Consider the following 20,334-nt stretch of genomic DNA (forward strand, 5'->3'; position numbering starts at 1 on the left):
CAGGCCGAAAACAGGGCCTGGTTGACAGGTATCATCGCTTAATCTGGCAAACCTGAACGAGTTGCCCGTTTTTCCTGTTCAGGTTGTAGCTCAAAAAGCCTATATTTCGGCTTCAGACTTGACAGACATGAAAAAGAATTCTCTCCCCCTCCTTTTGTTCGCGGGGTTTCTGGCCGCCTGCTCCAGCAGCAAGCCAGCCCCTGAAGTGGCAGCCGTGCAAAGGGTGTCGGCTACGGCGCCCTCGGCCTTTACCCCGCACCTTGAAGCCGTTAGGCAGCAGTTTGCCCCAGATAAGCGGGTGGCGCTGTTTAAGGTGAGTGCCAATGGCTCGGCACTGGTAGGGGAAACCAACATGCCCGCGGCCAAAACGGCTCTGCTGGAAAGGCTCAAGGCGGCGGGAATCTCTTACCAGGACAGTATTCAGGTGCTGCCAGAGGCGGCGTTGGAGGGCAAGACCCAGGCGGTGGTGACGTTGTCTGTGGCCAACCTACGGTCTGAGCCGGGGCACCCGGCAGAGCTGGCCACGCAGGCCACCCTGGGAACCCCCTTGAAAGTCTGGAAGTACCAGCGGGGCTGGTACCTGGTGCAAACCCCAGACCACTACCTTGCTTGGGTTGACGGCAGCGGGATCAAAACCATGGACGCCCCCACCTTTGCCCAGTGGCAGCAGGGCGAAAAGCTTCTGTACACCAACCCCTACGGCTTTGCCTATGCGCAGCCAGACCAGAAGGGAGCCACGGTGTCTGACCTGGTGTATGGTGATGTGATGGTGTTGAAGAAGCAAGGCAAAGGCTTTTACGAAGTAGAGTTCCCAGACGGCCGCACTGCGTTTGTGGCATTGGGGGAAGCCGAAAAATATGCCCAATGGGCCGCTACCCGCCAACCCACTGAGCAAAACCTGGTGGAGACGTCTAAAAAGCTTCTGGGTCTGCCCTATCTGTGGGGTGGTACTTCCTTTAAAGGCGTAGACTGCAGCGGGTTCACCAAGACGGTGTATTTTATGAATGGACTGGTGCTGCCCCGTGATGCAAGCCAGCAGGTGCACGTGGGGGAACCGGTAGATACCAAAGACGGCTTCCAGAACATGAAGCCCGGCGATTTACTCTTTTTTGGCACCCCGGCCAAAGACGGGAAGCCGGAGCGGGTGGTGCACGTGGGCATGTGGATAGGCAACAACGAATTCATTCACTCTGCCGGGCGTGTGCGCATCAGTAGCATGGACCCGGCCGCCCCTAACTTTGATGAGCCTGAGCGTAAACGGTTTCTGCGGGCTAAACGGGTACCGCCGCAGGCAACTTTGCTGGATTTGAGAACAGCGGCCCTCTATCAATAGGTTTATTAATTTTTTTAATTACTTTAACACTGCGGCAGAGCCAGGTAAACAATCCTGGTCTGCCGCAGTGTTTTTTGTTTCCCCCTTTTTATTCTTCTGCCCATGAAAAAAATCTACTTTCTGTTTCTTTACACAAGCCTTTGTAGTCTGGCCTTTTCTGCTCAAGCCCAGTCTACGCATGAAGAGGAGCTTAACCGGTATCGGCACCTCAACTTTGCCACAGATGCTGAGTATGACCTGGCTCTTGGCCGTGACCCTGAGGTGTTGCGCAAAGCAAAGAAAACGCAAAACCAGCGCCGAACAGGCGACCCCCTGAGCAAAAAAGTATTTGGCTGGCACCCTTACTGGCAAGGGGAGATGTGGAATACCTATGATTTCAGTAATTTGCATACCATTGCCTGGTTTTCTTATGAGGTGAATCCTAGTACGGGGGAGTACAGCACCATTAGGAACTGGAACACAACAGGCTTAATCCAGGCCGCCCATTCTGCCGGCGTGAAGGTCGTGCTAACGGTGACCAACTTCGGCGAAGCCAATAATGCCGCTCTCCTCAACAAAGCCACCAGCAGGGAAACCCTCATCAGCACCCTTATTTCTTTGGTTAAGTCCCGTGGTGGCGACGGGGTAAATATTGATTTTGAATTTGTGGCTGCCGCAGAGCGGAATGCCCTTACCAGTTTCATGAATACTTTGGCAGACAGATTTCATGCGGAGATACCGGGATCAAGGGTTTCCATTGCCCTGCCAGCGTCGTTCAGCAGCACCAATGCCTTTGATGTGGCGGCCATGACGCAGGTAGATGATTTCCTGATCATGGGCTATGACTACTGGTATGCAGGTTCCCCTACGGCGGGCCCTGTTGCGCCTTTAGGGCCCAGCGGTTGGGATTACTGGGGACCGTCCCAAAACTTGACAAGGTCTGTAGATAATTATTTAACCCAACTCCCGGCTGCCAAGGTATTGCTGGCGTTGCCTTTTTACGGCAGAAGGTGGGCCACTGAGAGTGATGTGGTAGGGGCTGCCTCTAAAACCCAGAACAGCAAAGTGGCGTCAGAATCTGTTACCTATGCTACTGCCAAACAAGAATTAGCAACAAAAGGATATGTTAGGAAATGGAATTCACAGGGTTCAGTGCCTTATTATATTTATCAGGAGAACAATCAATGGTTTCAGACCTATTATGATGATGTAGAAAGTCTGGGTTTAAAATTAGATTTAATCAATTCCAAAGGCTTGGCCGGCATGGGAATCTGGGCGTTGGGCTATGATAAGCCAAGTGTTAACCCTGAAGTAAATGCCCTCCTCAGAGCCAAGTTTCCGCCTGCCGCCCTGGCTGCCGGTGATGAGCTGGAGACAGACCGCCAGCCAGTTGCCTACCCTAACCCCGTGGCCCGTGGCCAGAAAATGTTCTTAGGGAAAACTGTGGCCGGTACTCAGTTGTTTCTCAGAGATGCCGTGGGAAGAACTTATCCTGCCCCTGTGGTAGGAGGTGACGGCTCTTTGACCACCCAGCAGCTTGCTGGCGGACTTTACTTTTTAACAATAAGTTCTCCCCGGGGCACCACCACGCACCGGGTGGTAGTGGTAGAATAGGTGACATACGCGTCATAAAAAAAGCCTCGCTTACCTGTACGGGTGGCGAGGCTTTTTAGTACTGTTCCTGTTTTTGGGCTGTTTTTTAGAAAACAGCCCAAAAACAGGAATGCTCAAAAGACCAGGGCTAGTATTTCTCGTGCACCTCGGTCATGATACGCACCATTTCGTTTCTGATGTCTCCGGAGGAAACCCTGAAGTTGTTGTTCATGAAACTGTACAGGAGCATTTTGCCGCTTTTGGTAATAATGTAGCCGCTTTGGTTGTGCACGTGCGCCAGCGTTCCTGACTTGCCAAAGACAAAGGGCGGCTCTGCTTTGTAGATGTTCCTGAAAGTACCGGGCCTGCCTCCGGTGGCCATTAAAGGCAGCAGGCGGTCTGTGGGGCGTTCCTGCTGGAGTTTCTGTAAAAGCGCAATGATGCTGCGGGGGGTAAACATGTTCATGCTGGACAGCCCTGAGCCGTCTACCCAAACCGGGGCGTCTGGCAGATCAGCCAGATATGTTTTCACCACATGGCGTATCGCTCTTTCAATAGAGATGGTGTCAGACAGGGTACCGGAGCAAAGGGCCATGAGCTGCTCGGCAAAAAGGTTGTCACTCACCTGCAGCATGCGCTTGTACACAGAATCAGACGGCAGGCCATAGAAGGTTTGTGTACCAGTTGGCAAGCGTCTGTTCTTAAGGTATGTCACCTTTTTTTTGAGGGTATCGGTTAAAAGCCGGACAGTTACCTCTGGCGAGGGAATGAAGGGAACCTCCACGGAGAAATCTGCCGGTGCATGTTTGGGAAAATAAACAAACTCATTGGTGCGCCATGCCCGTACAAATGCATCTCCATGCGGGTAGCGGGCGGTATCTGTCTTCAGCAGGGGCTTGAACAGTGAAGGGGTGGTAGAATAGGGAACGGCGGCTCCCCCTTTCCGGGTAAACTTGACCACGTTGCCGTGAATAGGAAAAGGGCTGCGCTCCGGCTGGTAGTAGTAGTTGTAATCGTCCCAGCCCCAGTTGTTGGCAAAGGGAGTACTGGTCATGGGGGCGTCTATGTAATATAGCTTCTCTTTCCGGTTTTTCAGGAAGTCATAGGCTACCTGGTTTTTAAGGTCCATATGGGTGAAGGTGGGGTCACCGGTGCCCCAGAAGAGAAGCGAATCACCGCGCACCACGTATTTGAGTGCCGGAATGGAGTCCCCCAGCATTTTAAGGCAGGCATAGAAGGTGAAGAGCTTGGTGTTAGAAGCGGGCACAAAATATTTATCGGCGTTATGTTCTACTACCATTTTACCCAATGCCGGGTCATACAAGGCAAAGCCTACAAAGCGGTTTTTACCCATCTCAGACTCCAGCACCTGCTGCTTTATCACCTCAGGGCCATAGGGCGGTGGGGAAGGAGGAGTGGGGGCTGTAGCGACTGGAGGTTGTTTGGCCGCGCTGCAGGCCACCAGGAACAGGAGAACAAGGCAGGGGAGTAGCCGCCAGAGACGGCGCAGGAACAAGGTTTGCATAGTGAGTGAGCTGGATGGAAATGACTAGATAAAGGTTAAGTGATCATTGGGAGCACCGTCAAAAATAGAAGAAATCAGCAAGTTTTTAATTTTAATAAGGAAAAGAAGCGGTTATTGCTAAAAAGTATAAAAAATCACCGCATGACCCAGGCAAACCTATTATTTTAACAGCCAAATTCGCCCTGGCATTTACACATCAAACCATGACCCTCCTTTCACGCCGCCGCCTGCTCGCCACTTTGTCCCTGGCCACTGCCGGGTTTCCGTTGCTTGGCTTCTCTGCAGTGCCTGTGCCAGAAAAAGGGCACAAAGCGCTTCTCCCCCCTAAATTGAAAGCCGGGGATACCGTGGGCTTAATCTGTCCGGCCGGGGCTGCCTTCAGTAAAGAAACGGTGCTGGTGACCAAAGAGTCGCTGGAGGCGCTGGGGTTGAAGGTGAAACTGGGCAACCACGTGTTTGACCGCCACGGGTACCTCGCGGGCACTGACCAGGCGCGCGCCGAAGACGTGAACGCTATGTTCGCCGATAAAAGCGTACAGGGCATTCTGGCCATTCACGGGGGCTGGGGCTGCGCCCGATTGCTCCCCCTGCTGGATTACAAGATGATCCAGAAGAATCCCAAGGCGTTGATAGGGTATTCAGACATTACGGCGTTGTTAGTGGCTATTTATGCCAAGACGGGGCTGGTGACTTTTCATGGTCCGGTGGGGGCGGCCACATGGAACCAATTCACAGTAGATTCTTTTAAACAAGTACTCTTTGAAGGCGGGGCCACTACTTTTCAGAACCCTGTTGAAAGGGGAGACAACCTCACCGTTACCAATGACCGCATCACCACCCTTACCCCCGGTACCGCCAGAGGCAGGCTGGTGGGGGGCAACCTAACGGTCCTGACCGCTATCATAGGGTCTGCCTATTTGCCAGACTGGAAAGACAAGATCCTCTTTCTGGAAGATACCAACGAGAACGTGTACCGCGTTGACCGCATGCTCACGCAGTTAAAGCTGGCAGGGGTGCTGGACCAGGTGAAAGGGGTGGTGTTTGGCAAATGCTCTGACTGTGGCCCCGGCAACGGCGGCTATGGTTCCCTCACGTTAGAGGAGGTGCTGGAGCAGCATTTACAGCCGTTACACGTGCCTGCCTTCTCAGGGGCCATGATTGGGCACATCACCCACAAATTTACCGTGCCGGTGGGGGCCGAGGCTGAAATAGACGCCACTGCCGGTACCATAAGGCTGCTGCAGGGGGCGGTGGTGTAGCCTGTTCCTGCCTTGGCCTGTTTTTTGCAAAAAAAAGTAAGACTTTAGCTCATTCTCACATACTTCCTAACTCTTGATTACTTTGAAAAAATACCGTTTACCCTCCCTCTTCCTGTTACTCGTATTCCTGGTAGGTGCACTGAGCCTGCAGGGGCAGACCAGAGCCAAGAAAGCAGCTAAACCCGCGGCCAAGAAAACGGCGGTTGCCGCTTTTAACCCCAAGACAGACCCCCCGTTCCTGAACGCCAAACAGAAATGGGTAGACTCAGTCTTCAAATCCCTCACCCCGGAAGAGCGCATTGCCCAGCTCATCATGATACCGGTGTACTCCAACAAGAACCAGGCGCACATAGACTCCATCAGCAAGCTGATCACCACCTACAAAGTAGGTGGGTTGATCTTCTTTCAGGGAGGGCCGGTGCGGCAGGCTAACATGACCAACCGCTACCAGCGCGAAAGCAAAGTGCCCCTTATGATCTCAATTGACGGCGAGTGGGGGCTGGCCATGCGGCTGGACAGCACGGTGCGGTTCCCGTACCAGATGGCGCTGGGGGGCATTCAGGATGAGAAGCTGATCTATGACATGGGCGCAGAGATTGCCCGCCACTGCCGCCGTATGGGCATTCACGTGAACTTTGCCCCGGTGGTAGACGTGAACAACAACGCCAACAACCCCGTGATTGGGTTCCGCTCCTTCGGCGAAGACAAATACAATGTAACCAGTAAGTCTATCGCCTACATGAAAGGCATGCAAGACAACAAGGTGCTGGCCAATGCCAAGCACTTTCCCGGGCACGGTGACACCAATGTAGACTCACATTACGGCCTGCCGGTGATCCATTTCTCCAAACTTCGGCTTGACTCAGTAGAGCTGCACCCGTTCCGGGAGCTCATGAAAAACGGCTTAGGCAGCTTAATGGTGGCGCACATGAACATACCCGTACTGGACAACACCAAAGACCTGGCTTCTACGCTGTCAAAGCCCATTGTCATGGACCTGCTCAAGAAGGAGATGGGCTTTAAAGGATTGGTGTTTACAGACGCCCTGAACATGCAGGGAGTAGCCAAATTCTACGCTCCCGGTATTGTAGATGTGAAGGCCCTGCTGGCGGGGAATGACATGCTCTTGAATACCATGGACGTGAAGACCACCATTGAAGAAGTTAAAAAGGCCATTAAGAACAAAGAAATCACGCAGGAAGAGGTAGATGCCCGTTGCCGGAAAGTGTTGGCCGCCAAACAATGGATGGGGCTGGACAACTGGAAACCCATTGAGACCAGGAACCTGATTGAAGACCTGAACAACCCGTACGCCACGTACCTGAACCGCCAGTTAACAGAAGCATCTTTAACCCTGCTGCGCAACAAGGGGAACATCCTTCCGCTGAAGGCCCTGGATACGTTAAAAGTGGCGGCTCTGGCCATGGGCACACACCTGGAGACTGATTTCCAGCGCAGTCTGGCCAAATACACCAAGGTAGACAATTTCTTCCTTTCTCCTACCAGCTCCATTGCCGAACTACAACTCCTGAAAGAGCAGCTGAAAGAATACAATGTGGTGATAGTGGGCGTGCACAAACTGCAGTTGAAAGCGTCTGGCAGCGGTACGTTTGGGATTACCGCCGAAATGAACTTGTTCATGAAAGACCTGATCCGGTCTAAACCCACCCTGGTGAGTGTCTTTGGCAACGTGTACAGCCTGAACCGGTTTGAAGACATTGAAAAAGCCCATGGCGTGTTGGCCACCTATCAGGAAAACGAACTGACACAGGATGTGGCGGCGCAGATTATTTTTGGAGGGGTAGGGGCCAAAGGCAAGCTGCCGGTGAACGTATCCAGCTTCTTCCGGATCAATGACGGCCTCACGACCGATGGCGGACTGCGCTTTGCCTATACCCAGCCAGAGGCGGTGGGGCTTACCTCCCAGGATTTTGCCCAGATAGACACGTTGGTGCAACAGGCCATTAGGGCCAGAGCCACCCCCGGTGCGCAGGTGCTGGTGGCCAAGAACGGCAAGATCATTTACAGCAAGGCATTTGGCTACCATACCTATGAGAACCAGGTGCCGGTGAAAAACACAGATTTGTATGACCTGGCCTCGGTGACCAAAATCACCACCTCGTTGGCGGCGCTCATGAAGTTGAGCGGCGAAGGCCGGTTTGATGTAGACCGTACCCTAGGCGAATACCTGCCCATGATGAAAGGCTCCAACAAAGAGAACCTGCGCTACCGCGATATCCTGACCCACCAGGCCCGCCTCAAGTCCTGGATTCCGTTCTGGAAAGAGGAAGTGAAGAAAAATGGCGAGTTGAAAGGCAGTGTGTTCAGCGCTGACTCGTCGGCGAAGTTCCCTACCAAGGTGGCGCAGAACCTGTACATCAGAAAAGACTTCTCTGAGGAAATTTACAAGCAGATCAAAGAGTCACCGTTGAACGAGAAGCCGGGGTATGTGTACAGTGACCTGTCTTTTATTCTGGCTCCTAAAGTGGTGGAGAACATCACAGGGCAGGAGTTTGAAACCTATTTGAAGGAGAATATCTACAAGCCGCTTGGGGCCACAACGTTAACATTTAACCCCTACAAGCAGTACCCGCTGAGCCGCATTGTGCCCACTGAGATTGATACCCTGTTCAGAAAGCAACTGCTGCACGGCACGGTGCATGATGAGGGAGCGGCCATGCTGGGCGGAGTGAGCGGCCACGCCGGGTTGTTCGGCAACGCCAATGATCTGGCCAAAGTGATGCAAATGTACCTGCAAGACGGCCAGTACGCCGGCAGACGCTACATTGCTGACAAGACCGTGAGCACGTTCAGCAAATGCCAGTTCTGCCCTAACAACTACCGCGCCCTTGGGTTTGACCGTCCGTCAAAACCTGGTTCTGAGAACGGGAACGCCGCCAAAGGCGCCCCGGCAGAGAGTTTCGGGCATACGGGTTTCACCGGTATCTACAGCTGGGTGGATCCGGTGAACCAGATTGTGTACATCTTCCTGTCTAACCGCGTGCACCCCACCCGCGAGAGCTCAGTGCTGAGCAAACTCAATACCCGCACCAACGTGATGCAGGTGGTATATGATGCCATGGAGAAAGCCAAAGGCAGACCGGTGGCCAGCCCGCTGGAAAGCAAACTGTAGGTTAGATTCACGCAAAACAGAAAAGGCCGCTCTAAGTAAGAGCGGCCTTTTCTGTTTTCGGCCTGTTTTCCTGAAAACAGGCCGAAAACAGACCGAAAAAAGTTTAATCACTCAACGTGAGTTGGAACATAGTACCTTTTACTGATTTATTATTTAGCCATTTGTTACTCCACTTACCCTGGCGGTACACCCAAGTGACATTTTCATTCCCGTTTAACCGCCTGGCATTGATGGAAGGTTCAAAGAAAGTAGCTGTAGTCTTTTTATGAGTTCCTTGCGAAACTACTATGTGTTCATTCTTATTCTCATCAATGAGAAGCCATTCAAAGGCGATGAAAAGCCCTAATTCAGGAACTTTAAGATTGAATTGGCTTATATCTAGCTGAACAAATTTACGCCTGCCTTTTGGGGCATAGCCAATCAAAGGAGTGGTCAGAAGGTCTTTCCCTGGTTCACCATTTCCTTCTACCTTAAAAATCCTTAATTGATATTTTGCTTGGTTAATAACACTAGATAAGGTAAACGTAATTTCATCTAAGTAAGGAGTGTTTTCAAAGGCTGTCTGGTAAGGTATAAAATCTGCCACAATCCAGGGGCCTCCGTACGTGCCATAGCTGTGGGAAACTTTACTTCTCTTGAAACTATTTACCACCAGCTTATTGCGCCGCTTACTCTTCTTTACCACCACCTCTTGCAAGGCAATGGCTGAAGGTTGCAACTGTACCTTCATTTGCAAAGCGGAAATGGGAAAACGGCCCCTCTCATACCCAAGGCTTGACACTACCAGGGTTTTGCCAACGGCAGAGGAGTCAGCAAAAAAAAAGGAGCCGTCTTCAGAGGAGGTGACGCCCAGGTTCTCGTTCTCTACCCAGATATTGGCGTAGGCAACCGGTTTTCCAGTGGTTTTATCCGTAACAGTTCCTTTAATTTGAGCAGTTACCCAATGCCCCAGCAGGAGCAGACACAGCAGGAGGGGGAGAAGTCTTCTCATGGACGCGTTTTGGGCTTGTTTTCAGAAAAAGAGGTCAAAAACAGAAATTAATCGCTCAGCGTGAGCTGGAAGTGCGGTTTAGCCAGGGAGATGGCCTCGGCCTCGCTCACGTTAGTGCTCAGCCACTGGCCTTTGTCATAGATCCAGCCGTTGTGCGCCTTGTCTGACGGTTTGTAGCTGCGCACGCTAGGCTCATAGGAGACAGAGCTGGAAGCAAACGGAAGGCCTGTTTCCGGATCAGTGTTCTGGTACCTGTTCCTGGGGATGATGAGCCACTCAAACGCCACAAAGACGCCTTTGGGCGGCAGCTGCAGGTTGTACTGGCTCAGATCCAGTTTCACGGTTTTGATGCCCTTGGGCGCTACGGCCAGCAGCGGCACCGGAAGCAGGTCCTGTCCCGGCTTTCCATCTTCGGTGACCTGCAGGAGGCGCATTTTAAAGCTGGCGTTCTTGATGTTGCTGGAGGTTACCAGGGCTATCTCATCCAGAAAAGGCGTGGCGGTATAGGTAGGCTGATTCGGGAAATACTGCGCCACCATCCAGGGCACGCCGTTGCTGCCAAAGGTAAACTCAGTGTTGGCATCCAGTCTGTTCAGGATTCGCTTCTGCCGCCTGGTGTTTTTCCGGACCGTTACCTCCTGCAAAGAAATGGCGGCGGGCGTGAGTTCCACCCTCAGGTAATTGCCCACCACGCTGACCCGGCGGCGCTCATAGCCCAGACAGGAGATGATCAGCGTTTTATCCTTAGGGAGAACAGACGGGAAAAGAAATTCCCCTTTCTCATTGCCGGTGGTACCCAGGTTCTCATTCTCCACCCAGATGTTGGCATAGGGCACCGGCTTCTTGGTGGCCTTGTCTACCACCAGGCCTTTGGTCTGCGCAAAGCCGGTTCCGGCCACAGCCAGAAGGAGACAAAGCAGGAGAAATGCTTTTTTGTTCATGCCGCGGAAAATTGGGTTAAAAGCGTTTCGGGGCTGTTTTTGAAAAAACAGCCCCGAAACAGGTAAGCGTGAAGAGGGAAATCTCTATGGTAACGCTGCCTGGGAAAAGATATTGAGACTGTATTCCTAAATTTCTTACGGTAGCATATTCAATTAATAATTACAGGTTGCGATTTGCAACGTGAACTTACCCAGCGTAAAGAAGTACCCACTCCTGCCCCTCTAAGAAGGGGAATTTTCCCTCACTGCAGTGCTCCCTCCTGAGAGGGGTGGGGGTAAGTTCAAGGGCTTTGGTAAGTTGCAACCTGGGGTAAAAAAAATGGCAGACAGAAGTATCTCTAAGAGGAGCTTTCACCTGTCTTACCCAACCCTGTACACGTCTGCCACCACCACATCATCTTCTGGTTTTCTTATGGCCGATGGGCTGTCATAGACAATGATAATGTGTTGGTCATCATAAACACCCAGCCCTTCGGCTTTGTCTTGGCCGCTGGTCACACCGCTGCCGTACGGTACGTCAAAGAGGCGCTCCAGGTCCTTGCGGTGCACCAGCTGTTCTTCCCCCTGTGTCTGGGTCATGGCATTCCGCCACCTGAAAACCGAAATCACCCCGTCCAGATCCATAGTAGGCCCGGCCAGTAGGTAGAGGTCGTTCCCGTTGATGCGAAGTTCCCGCACCCCCATGCCGTTCATGTGCAGGAAATGCTTTTTGTAGAGCAGTCCGTCTTGGGTGAGGGGGGCCAATTGCAGCGCGGTGCCGTCTTCCGTTTCTTGCAGCCTAATCTCCAGCACCATGGCCCAGCCCCGCAATACCGGACCGCGTAGCCCTAGGAAAATCCGGTCCTCATGCAGGGCAAGCCCCTCAATGTCAAAGCCGTTGTCTTTGCCCGGAATAGGTAAAAAGTGGGCTAAGTGCAGATCATGGGCAATCGCATCCATCAGCTGGTTGCTTTTGTCTGAGCCAAGCAGCTGGGCGGCGCGCAACGTTTTGGAGGGGTCCTGCGGGTCAGGGCACTCTCGGCAGAGGCTGTACTCGCCCGTTTCAGGGTGGTGCACCAGCGGGATGCGGGCAATCAGGTAGCGGTTGGGGTCTGAGGTGACCTTGGCCAGCCGCTTGATCTGCTTGGCCACAGGGTCTTCCTTGCGGGGCTTCTTGCGCTTGAGGCTATGCGAGCCCACCAGCCAAAGATAGCCTTCTGCCATACCTAACCCTTCAATATCAATCTCTGAGTTGTTCCCGTCTGGCAGGTCCAGGTACTGGGTCAGGTCAAAACTCACGTGTTCGGCAAAGGTGTGCTCACCCGTTTTTTTCAGGCGCTCCAGCGTGGTGCGCTCATCACAGCTTACCCAGAGATAATCGCCGGTGCGCAGTACCGTGGAGAGGCCGTCTCGTACGTGTTTGCCGTCTGCGTTGGTGCTTAGTTCTGGGTTGAACCTCAGTTCAAGGAGGGCAGATAAATTCTTCATAGTCTGGTTTGGTTAGGCGCACGCGCCGAAGGAAGATACGCGTTTTTGGCTTGTTTTGCCGAAAACAGGCCAAAAACAGGAAAGGCAGCCAACGGCTGCCTTTCCTGTTTGATGTAAACGGCGTAATCTGCCATCAAGGAACCCAAGTAGGATTTGCCAGTGCTTTTGAACCCACCCCTACCTTTCCAAGGAGGGGAAATTTTCCTCTAATGCAGAATTCCCCTCCTTGGAGGGGTGGGTAATACTTTGCGCACGATATATCTCACTTTATAACTGCCACTTGAGTATAGTAAGTAGACAAAGTAAACAATACATTTTGTCATCTTGGAAAGATCCCGGTGGCAAGGTAAGATAGCAATTAGAAGGAGCTACTACCGTTCGCCCCCGAGATCCTTTCAGGAGGACAGAGTGGGGAATCAAAGTCGGGCTGTCTAAGGACTTTATTTACTTACGACTGCTTGTCAGGCGCTGCGGCTTCTACCACTTTCACTTTGTCTTCGGCCTTGAGGCCGTCAACCACCTGAATGTTGATACCGTCTGACAAGCCGGTTTTCACCATGCGTTTCTGGAACTGCTGCGGACCAACTTCCACCTCCACATACACGCTGTCTTTGCTCTTCTTCCCGAACTGCAGTAACCCTTCCTTGATGGCCAGCACGTTCTCTTTCTGGTCCAGCACAATGTCTGCGTTGGCGCTGTAGCCCGCCCGCAGGAAGTCTCCCGGTTGCAGGAGCACCTGCGCCTTCACCTGAAACTTCACGGCACCTTCCTCCAGCACGCCCTTCGGGGCGATGTACTCCAGCTTGGCCTTGAAGACTTTGTTCTCAATGGCGCCAATGGTGAGGTTCAAGTCCATGCCTTCGCGCAGTTTGCCCACCTCAGACTCGTCAATCTTGCCTTCAAAGATCAGGCTCTTCATGTCGGCCACGGCCGCGATGGTGGTGCCCTCATTGAAGTTGTTGCGTTCAATCACCGAGGCGCCCACTTTCACAGGCACGTCCAGAATCATACCGTCTACGGTAGAGAAAATTACGTTAGAACCGCCGGTGCGCTTAGAGGTGCCTGACTTCACCAGCTGGCGGTTGTTCTCAGCAGAGGTCAGGTCTTCTTTGCGCAGGTTATAGTCCAGCACGAAGCGGTTGTATTCCTGCTCTGCGATCACTTTCTGCTCAAACAGTTGCCGCTGGCGCTCCATTTCACGCTTGGCCTGCTCAAAAGCGATTTTGGCCGTCTGAACGGCGGTCTCAGCCTGGTTCACGCTCACCATGTTGGGTGCAATCCTGATTTTGGCAATCTTCTGCCCCGCCTTCACGGTCTGGCCCGCCTCCACATACAGTTCCTCCACAATACCCGACACCTGCGGCTTGATCTGAATCTCCTTGCGCGGCACAATAGAACCCGTGGCCACGGTTTTCTTCACAATATTGGTGACGAATGGTTTTTCAGTCTGGTATACCACCGGGTCAGTGGTAGATTTCTTGTAGAAGTAGTTTCCAATCCAGACGCTGCCGGCCAGGAACAGGACAATGAACAAACCAAGAATTACTTTTTTCATGACAGAATGGGTGTGATATTGACTTTGCTTTTTATGTTTTGCGTTTTCGGCCTATTTTCCTGAAAATAGGCCGAAAACAGCTTTTCTATTTGTTTGAACCTTTTCTGCCGCAAGTTTAGCGCTAGCGTAACTTGTGGCTTAACATGAGGCCAGTTTGTAATTGGCGTGGTACCTCTGCTAACCTTAGCAAGGTGAAAACTTGCTTTATAAATGCTCCAAGTTACCGCTGCACTCAAACTTGAAGCAGAGTCAGTTCCTTACAGGAGGCCAGCGCCTGAGGCTTAATTCTATTCGTCCTTCAGGGCCACCACCGGGTTCACGCGGGCAGCTTTGGTGGCGGGAATGAGGCCGGCAATTGCGCCCATCACCACCAGCAGGGCCACGGCCATAAAACCTACTTTGGGGTCTACTTCGGGGTTGGAGAACATGGCACCTTCGGCGTTAAACTTCACCATGAGGTAATCAATCAGGGCAATGAGTCCCGTGCCGGCCAGCAGACCCAGATACCCGGCCAGTGCGGTGATCACCACAGACTCCTGCAGAATCAGGCTGATCACCGACCAAGGCGTGGCGCCCAACGCTTTTCTGATGCCAATCTCTTTGGTGCGCTCTTTCACCACAATGAGCATGATGTTGCCCACGCCAATGACCCCGGCTATGATGGTGCCAATGCTCACGAGCCAGCTGAAACCCGCAATGCCCGCAAACAGCCCCTGCACCTCTTCAAACTCCTTCTCCACGTTGGCAGACCCGAAGGCTTTCAGATCAGTGGGCGCCACCTGGTGCCGCTGCGCCAGCAGCGCTTTCACTTTGTCTTCCACCACCACAGAGGCCACGCCCGGCGCCGGAATCAATTTGTAGTGCCCCACGCGGTTCTGCTGGTTGAACGTTTGCTGCAGCGTGGAGTGCGGAATGTAAATAGTCTGCGCGCTCTGCACAATGTCTTCGCCTTTGCCTACCGGCTGAAAAATGCCCACCACCTGAAAATGGCTGCCTTTGATGTTGATGTACTTGCCCAGCGGGTCTTCGTCTTTCTTGAATAGCACCTCCTGCGCCCTTGGGCCGATGATGCAGATCTTGCGTTTCTCCTCAATGTCTAGTTTGTTCAGAAAACGGCCTCTGGCAATGGTGAGCGGCTCTACGTAGGGCAGTTCGGGGTATTCGCCGTTCACCGTGAAAGACGAGTTTTTGTCTAGTCGGCTCACCGTGAAGGTGCCCCACAGTTGGCTGCTGGGGGAGATGATGCCCACCTCGGGAATCTGGTTCCGGATGGCCTCTGTGTCTTCATTGGTGAGGTAAATGTAGCGCCCAGGCTGCATGCCCATGTACGGCACGCTGGTACGCTGCGTCCAGACGAAGATGGCGTTCTTGGCCACGTTGAAATCCTTCATCACGCCGTTTTCCAGCCCTTTGCCCGCGCCCAGCAGGAGCACCAGCATGAAGATGCCCCAGAACACGCCAAACGCCGTGAGGCCCGTGCGCAGCTTGTGCTTCTTCACGGTGGCGTAAATCTCTGACCATTTGTCAATGTCAATCATGTATTGTTAGTCTTGAGTTCTGAGTCCAGAGTCCTGAGTCACTTATTTCTTTTTTTCGGCCATGGCCGATATTCTGTTTTTGGCTTGTTTTCTGACAATACTTCGGACAATTTTAAAAGCCAAAAAGAGGCTTTAGAGGCTATAAATGGGGTTTAAGTAATTAAATGGCAGTTAGGTATTTCCCAAAATGGAGAAAAAACATTGGATGCTAAACCTGTACATGCCCTCAAACGCTACAAACGCACTTTTTCTACTCATCTAAACTGTCCGAAGTATTGCTGAAAAACAGGCCAAAAACAGAAGCTGTTTTTCTAGGCTTTAGCCAGGGTTGTTCTTCCTTTCTTACCCAATTCTTAATTCCTAATTCCCCATTCCTAATTAACATCAGTCTGCCCTGAGGGCTTCAATGGGTTTGATGCGGGCGGCTTTCATGGCGGGGAACAACCCGGCAATGGCCCCCGCCAATACCAATAGAACAGTGGCCGAAACCGCCACCCCCAAATGCACCTCGGGATTGGAAAAAAACGGAAGCTCTGCGCCAGAAGCCTCCAACCCATACCGCATGAGGTCCAGCAGCCCAACCCCGGTCAGCAGACCTAAATAGCCTGAAAGAGCAGTAATCAAAATGGATTCCTGTAAGATGAGGCTGATGATGGAGAAGGGGGTGGCGCCCAGTGCTTTTCTGACCCCGATTTCGCGGGTGCGCTCCTTTACAATGATGAGCATGATGTTGCTGACACCCACAATACCGGCAATCAAGGTGCCAATGCCCACCACCCACACAAACAGGCTGATGCCGTTGAACAGCCCCATTAACTGATCATATTCCTTCTCATTGTTGTTGATATCCAGCGCTTGGGCGTCTTCTGGCGAGAACTTGTGGCGCTGCGCCAGAATAGTCTTTACTTTCTCCTCAATGACTTCGGCTTTAACGCCAGGCTTGGCCACCATGCCCATGAGCTGGACCTGGTTGGGCTGGTTGTAGGCTACCTGCAACGTATTGAAAGGAATGTATGCTCTTTCTTCGCGGCGGCCGCTGTTGTTGCCTTTCACGGTGAACACCCCCACCACTTTGAAGTGAATGCCTCTGATATTGACATATTCGCCAATGCCGGGGGCGTCTTTGAACAGTACCTTGCGCACAGCCTCGCCAATGATGACCACCTTGCGTTTGTCAGTGATGTCTTTCTCGTTCAGGAGCCGACCAGTTTTCACGTTCTCGCCGTTCATCTCCAGAAAGTCTGGCGTAGTCCCGAAGACCTGGTAAGAGCCGTTCTCTGTCTTGTAGTTGATGGTGTATTCGCCCCACAGGCGGTTACGCGGGGAGATGATCTGCACCTGCGGCACCTCGCGGGCAATGGTGGCCAGGTCTTCATTGGTCAACTGAATCTGTCGGCCGGGGCCGAGGCCTTGGTGGGCGACCGCTGTTTTAGCGCCAGAGAAGAAAATGCTGTTCTTGGCGCCGTCTCCAAACCGGTTGAACACCCCGTTTTGCAGCCCTTGCCCGGCCCCCAGCAGCAGCACCAGCATGAATATACCCCAGAACACCCCAAAGGCGGTCAGGAAGGTGCGGAGCTTGTTCTTCCGGATGGTGCCCAGGATCTCCTGCCATTTGTCTACATCAAACATAGCGGCGCGGGTTAAATTTGAGAATAGGCTACAGGTGTGAGAAAATCATCTACTTTGTTGCCTTGGCCGTCATCTACCACCACGCCGTCTTTGAGCCTGATCAGGCGCTGGGTCTGCTCGGCAATGTCGTTTTCATGGGTTACAATCACCACAGTCATGCCTTCGCGGTTCACTTCCTTGAAGATCTCCATGACCTCTGCCGTGGTTTTGGTATCCAGGGCGCCGGTGGGTTCATCGGCTAGGATCAGTTTGGGTTTGCTGATCAAGGCGCGGGCAATGGCCACCCGCTGCCGCTGCCCCCCTGACATTTCATTGGGCGAATGCTCGGCCCATTCCTTCAGCCCCACGCGGTCCAGGTATTCCATGGCCAGTTTGTTGCGTTCTTTGCGGCCCACTTTCTGGTAGTACAGGGGCAAGGCCACGTTTTCCATGGCGTTCTTGAAGGTGAGCAGGTTAAAGCTCTGGAACACGAAGCCCAGAAACTTGTTGCGGTAGTAGGCGGCCTTGGCCTGAGATAAGTTGTGGATGGGCGTTCCGGCCAAGGTATAAAGGCCCTTGTCATAGTCGTCCAGAATACCCAGAATGTTGAGCAGCGTAGACTTGCCGGAGCCCGAGGAACCCATGATGGACACCAGTTCACCCTCCTGAATTTGCAGGTTAATGCCCTTGAGCACGTGAAGCTTGTTGTGCGCCACCGCGTAGTATTTGTGGATGTCCTGGAGCTGTATCATATGTGTATAAACGATCATGGGGCAGCGCCTACTGCTGCGGTTCCCCTTGAAAGATGCGTCTTCCTTGCCTTTGGTTGCTTGGCCATGACGGCAAGTATAAGTTTTTTATAAATGCGAATTTGTTGTGTGTCAGGGGAATATATAACCTCTGCCTCACATGGCGTGCTTCTCTGTTAAAATTTGTCGAAGCTTTTCTGTTTTTCTTACAACTAAAAGTGGCAGTAAGCGTAAAGGCTGTCCTTTCTGGGTTAGGAGGAAGTTTTGATAGGAGGAGGAAGGAGGCATTGGCTGCGGCGGGAAGGTGTAGTTTGCTGTTCCCTTGGCGGTGGCAGGAATGCGTAGTCTGCTGTTCCCCTGGCTCTCCCGTTTGTTTCAATGCCTCACTCACTTTTCTGTTTCATGGTTTCAGCTAAGCGCTCACGGCCGCGGGGCCCCGTCCTGGCGGTGAGCACTGCTGTTAAAACTACGCCTTTGGCACCGTATTAACAGAGGCGCTCACCCCCAGGACTGGTTTGGGTTCCTCTCCTATAATAGCTTGTGCTGTTATGTCTGCCTCTGCACGTAACCGTTGCTGATCCGCTAGCCTGAGGTGAGCCCGTGCTGCGCACATCAGTCAAGGGCAGAAGGGTTGATTGTTCATTGCTGCTTGCCAGTTTGTCTGGTTCAGGCGTTTCGGAGAATGGTAGAGACCAGGCACCGCCTTGTCTCCCACGCATACCAGATACTCCCCCTTTGAAGGGGGCGAAGGGGGATGTTGACACAGGAGGACACGCATTCCTGATGTGCGTTCACATGGTGCCACATATAGTTGAGCCCTGCCTAGCATCGCGCTCTTCCAAATTTGCAATCCGGAAGCTGGTACACGGGGATTTGCAATCCCCGCGGCGGCACGTTTGATCTGCAGGCGCCTCGGATTGCACATCCCGGACAGCCGAGGGACTCGCATGGCAGAGGTACGGTCACCCGCCACTTGCCCCGCGCATGCCAGACAACTCCCTCCCGGGAGGGGTAGGGGTGGGTTCCACAGATGGCTGATCTCCTTGCAGCTCCCGGCGAGTCTGGAGACTCGCCCCATCCCGTGGCACAAGACAGGAGTCTCGCGCCAGTACGTTGTTTCAACCATTAGCAATTAACAATTGGCCATTAACCATCTGCAGTTCTTAAAAGACCACGTAGCGTCCGGAGGACCTGCGAGCGTCTGGTTCAAAAGCTGTTTTCGGGCTGTTTTTCCAAAAACAGGTCCAAAACAGCTTAGGTTCGCTGGGGAAAGGTAAAGCAGAAGGTGGTGCCCTTGTCTAATTCTGACTGTACCGTTAAAGCAACCCCATGGAAACGGGCAATGGTCTGCACAATGGGAAGGCCCAAGCCGTGGCTTTCCCCGTCTGGGGCATGGAAACGTTTGAACCGGCTGAAGATGTGGGGGAGTTGGTCCTGGGCAATGCCAACACCGGTATCTGAAATGCATAGCTGGTAACCTTTGGCAACGGCATTTCCGGCAACAGTAATGTTGCCAGAGGGTTTGTTGTATTTGATGGCGTTGTTGACCACGTTGAACAGCATGGTGAACAGAAGGGAGTGGTTGGCGGGGATGAACACAAAGTCGCCGGTGAGTTGTACCGAAAGGGAAATATCCTTCGCCTCCGCGCGCTCCTGAATTTCCTCTGCCACCTCATTTACCAGCTGCGGCACGTCTACCCGTTCGTTTTTCAGGTACTGCTCGTTCTCAATGCGGGAGATCAAAAGCAAAGCCTGTATGATGCTTTTTAGCCGGTGCAGGGTGCGCAGGTTGTCTACCAGTTTCACCAGCAAGGGCTCAGGCGTGTCCGGGTCTGCCAGCAGGTTTTCTAAGCGGGTCTGTAGAATGGAAACCGGGGTAAGCAGCTCATGGCTCACATTGCCAATAAATTCCTTCTCCTTCTGGAACGCCTCCTGAATCTGCCCCATCATGTCATTGATGGTGTTGTTCAGGTACAGGAAGTCGTCTGTAGAAGTCTTCAGTTTCTTAGGCGTGAAGGTGGTGGGGTGTTCAATGCGCTGCAGCCGCTTGATGATGGTGGTGAGGGGCTGCAGCAGGATTTTGGAGAAGGCCAGGTCTACAAACACTGTGAGCAGGACCACGGCGAGCAAAAAATAGAGCGCGTAGTGCTGCAGGGCCTGGCTGTTGTCGCCAATGGTGGCCAGGGACCGGCCAATTTCCAGCAGGTACCGTTTTCCGCCCAGGTCAAAGGTGGAGGAAAGCACGCGGTACTCCACAATGTCATTCTCTACCTTTCGCAGGCTGTTCTCAATGGTGTTGTGCACCCTGCCTGAAGAGATCTCCTCCAAAGAAATAAACTCTTCCTTCAGGAGATTGTAGGAGCCGTAGGCATCACCGGTTTCTTCAGTGATAAAAGAGTCAATGCCTTGTTCCTCAATAATCTGGTACATGCGGGCCTCTTTGTCCTGCAGGCGTACATCTGCGTTGTGCAGCGCCACCTGGTTGACCAAAGTAGGCAGCACCAGAATGAGCACCAGCAGGATAATGATTTTGGAGACCGCGCTGAAAACAGTCAGTTTGGCTTGTAACCGCATGGATCAATTAGAATAGGCGAGCAGGGAGTCGTGAAAGATATAGAATCTAAATTGAAAATCTGTTTTCGGGCTGTTTTTCAGAAAACAGC

13 protein-coding genes are annotated in these 20,334 nt (G+C 52.7%); 4 read left to right on the forward strand and 9 right to left on the reverse strand.

What is annotated here, in order from left to right:
* Positions 1-127: 127 nt before the first annotated feature.
* A complete protein-coding gene (locus tag FHS90_RS02195; protein ID WP_182511421.1) occupies positions 128-1,333 on the forward strand; it encodes a C40 family peptidase in 1,206 nt (401 codons plus the stop codon).
* Positions 1,334-1,435: 102 nt separating this feature from the next.
* Positions 1,436-2,926 carry a glycosyl hydrolase family 18 protein gene (locus tag FHS90_RS02200; protein WP_182511423.1) on the forward strand — a complete coding sequence of 497 codons (1,491 nt, stop codon included), beginning with the start codon at positions 1,436-1,438 and terminating at the stop codon, positions 2,924-2,926.
* Between the two features lie 127 nt (positions 2,927-3,053).
* Here the strand turns inward: FHS90_RS02200 and FHS90_RS02205 are convergent, their stop codons facing one another.
* Positions 3,054-4,430, reverse strand: a complete 1,377-nt coding sequence (locus tag FHS90_RS02205; protein ID WP_182511425.1) for a D-alanyl-D-alanine carboxypeptidase — start codon at positions 4,428-4,430, stop codon at positions 3,054-3,056.
* 203 nt (positions 4,431-4,633) lie between these two features.
* Between FHS90_RS02205 and FHS90_RS02210 the strand changes: the two genes are divergently transcribed.
* Positions 4,634-5,689: a S66 peptidase family protein gene (locus FHS90_RS02210; protein ID WP_182511427.1), complete on the forward strand. Its 1,056-nt coding sequence runs from the start codon at positions 4,634-4,636 to the stop codon at positions 5,687-5,689.
* 82 nt (positions 5,690-5,771) lie between these two features.
* Positions 5,772-8,822, forward strand: a complete 3,051-nt coding sequence (locus tag FHS90_RS02215) for a serine hydrolase domain-containing protein (protein ID WP_281367858.1) — start codon at positions 5,772-5,774, stop codon at positions 8,820-8,822.
* A gap of 103 nt (positions 8,823-8,925) precedes the next feature.
* Here the strand turns inward: FHS90_RS02215 and FHS90_RS02220 are convergent, their stop codons facing one another.
* The 8 genes from FHS90_RS02220 to FHS90_RS02255 all read right to left on the reverse strand — a co-directional run bounded on the left by FHS90_RS02220 (position 8,926) and on the right by FHS90_RS02255 (position 20,245).
* Positions 8,926-9,813: a carboxypeptidase-like regulatory domain-containing protein gene (locus FHS90_RS02220; protein ID WP_182511429.1), complete on the reverse strand. Its 888-nt coding sequence runs from the start codon at positions 9,811-9,813 to the stop codon at positions 8,926-8,928.
* Positions 9,814-9,860: 47 nt separating this feature from the next.
* Complete coding sequence (locus FHS90_RS02225) at positions 9,861-10,754, reverse strand: carboxypeptidase-like regulatory domain-containing protein (protein ID WP_066834538.1); 894 nt, start codon at positions 10,752-10,754, stop codon at positions 9,861-9,863.
* A gap of 360 nt (positions 10,755-11,114) precedes the next feature.
* Positions 11,115-12,221 (reverse strand): DUF3616 domain-containing protein, encoded by a 1,107-nt coding sequence (locus FHS90_RS02230; protein ID WP_182511431.1) that lies wholly within the window; start codon positions 12,219-12,221, stop codon positions 11,115-11,117.
* Positions 12,222-12,669: 448 nt separating this feature from the next.
* The gene (locus FHS90_RS02235) at positions 12,670-13,776 is read right to left on the reverse strand and encodes an efflux RND transporter periplasmic adaptor subunit (protein ID WP_182511433.1); all 1,107 of its coding nucleotides are present in this window, start codon (positions 13,774-13,776) and stop codon (positions 12,670-12,672) included.
* A gap of 287 nt (positions 13,777-14,063) precedes the next feature.
* Positions 14,064-15,314, reverse strand: coding sequence for an ABC transporter permease (locus FHS90_RS02240; protein WP_182511435.1), 1,251 nt, complete (start codon positions 15,312-15,314; stop codon positions 14,064-14,066).
* 384 nt (positions 15,315-15,698) lie between these two features.
* A complete protein-coding gene (locus FHS90_RS02245) occupies positions 15,699-16,943 on the reverse strand; it encodes an ABC transporter permease (RefSeq protein ID WP_182511437.1) in 1,245 nt (414 codons plus the stop codon).
* An 11-nt stretch (positions 16,944-16,954) separates the two neighbouring features.
* Positions 16,955-17,674 (reverse strand): ABC transporter ATP-binding protein, encoded by a 720-nt coding sequence (locus FHS90_RS02250; RefSeq protein WP_182511439.1) that lies wholly within the window; start codon positions 17,672-17,674, stop codon positions 16,955-16,957.
* A 1,251-nt stretch (positions 17,675-18,925) separates the two neighbouring features.
* The gene (locus tag FHS90_RS02255) at positions 18,926-20,245 is read right to left on the reverse strand and encodes a sensor histidine kinase (RefSeq protein ID WP_182511441.1); all 1,320 of its coding nucleotides are present in this window, start codon (positions 20,243-20,245) and stop codon (positions 18,926-18,928) included.
* Between the last annotated feature and the right edge of the window lie 89 nt (positions 20,246-20,334).

The sequence above is a fragment of the Rufibacter ruber genome (genome assembly GCF_014138425.1).
GTDB lineage: Bacteria > Bacteroidota > Bacteroidia > Cytophagales > Hymenobacteraceae > Nibribacter > Nibribacter ruber_C.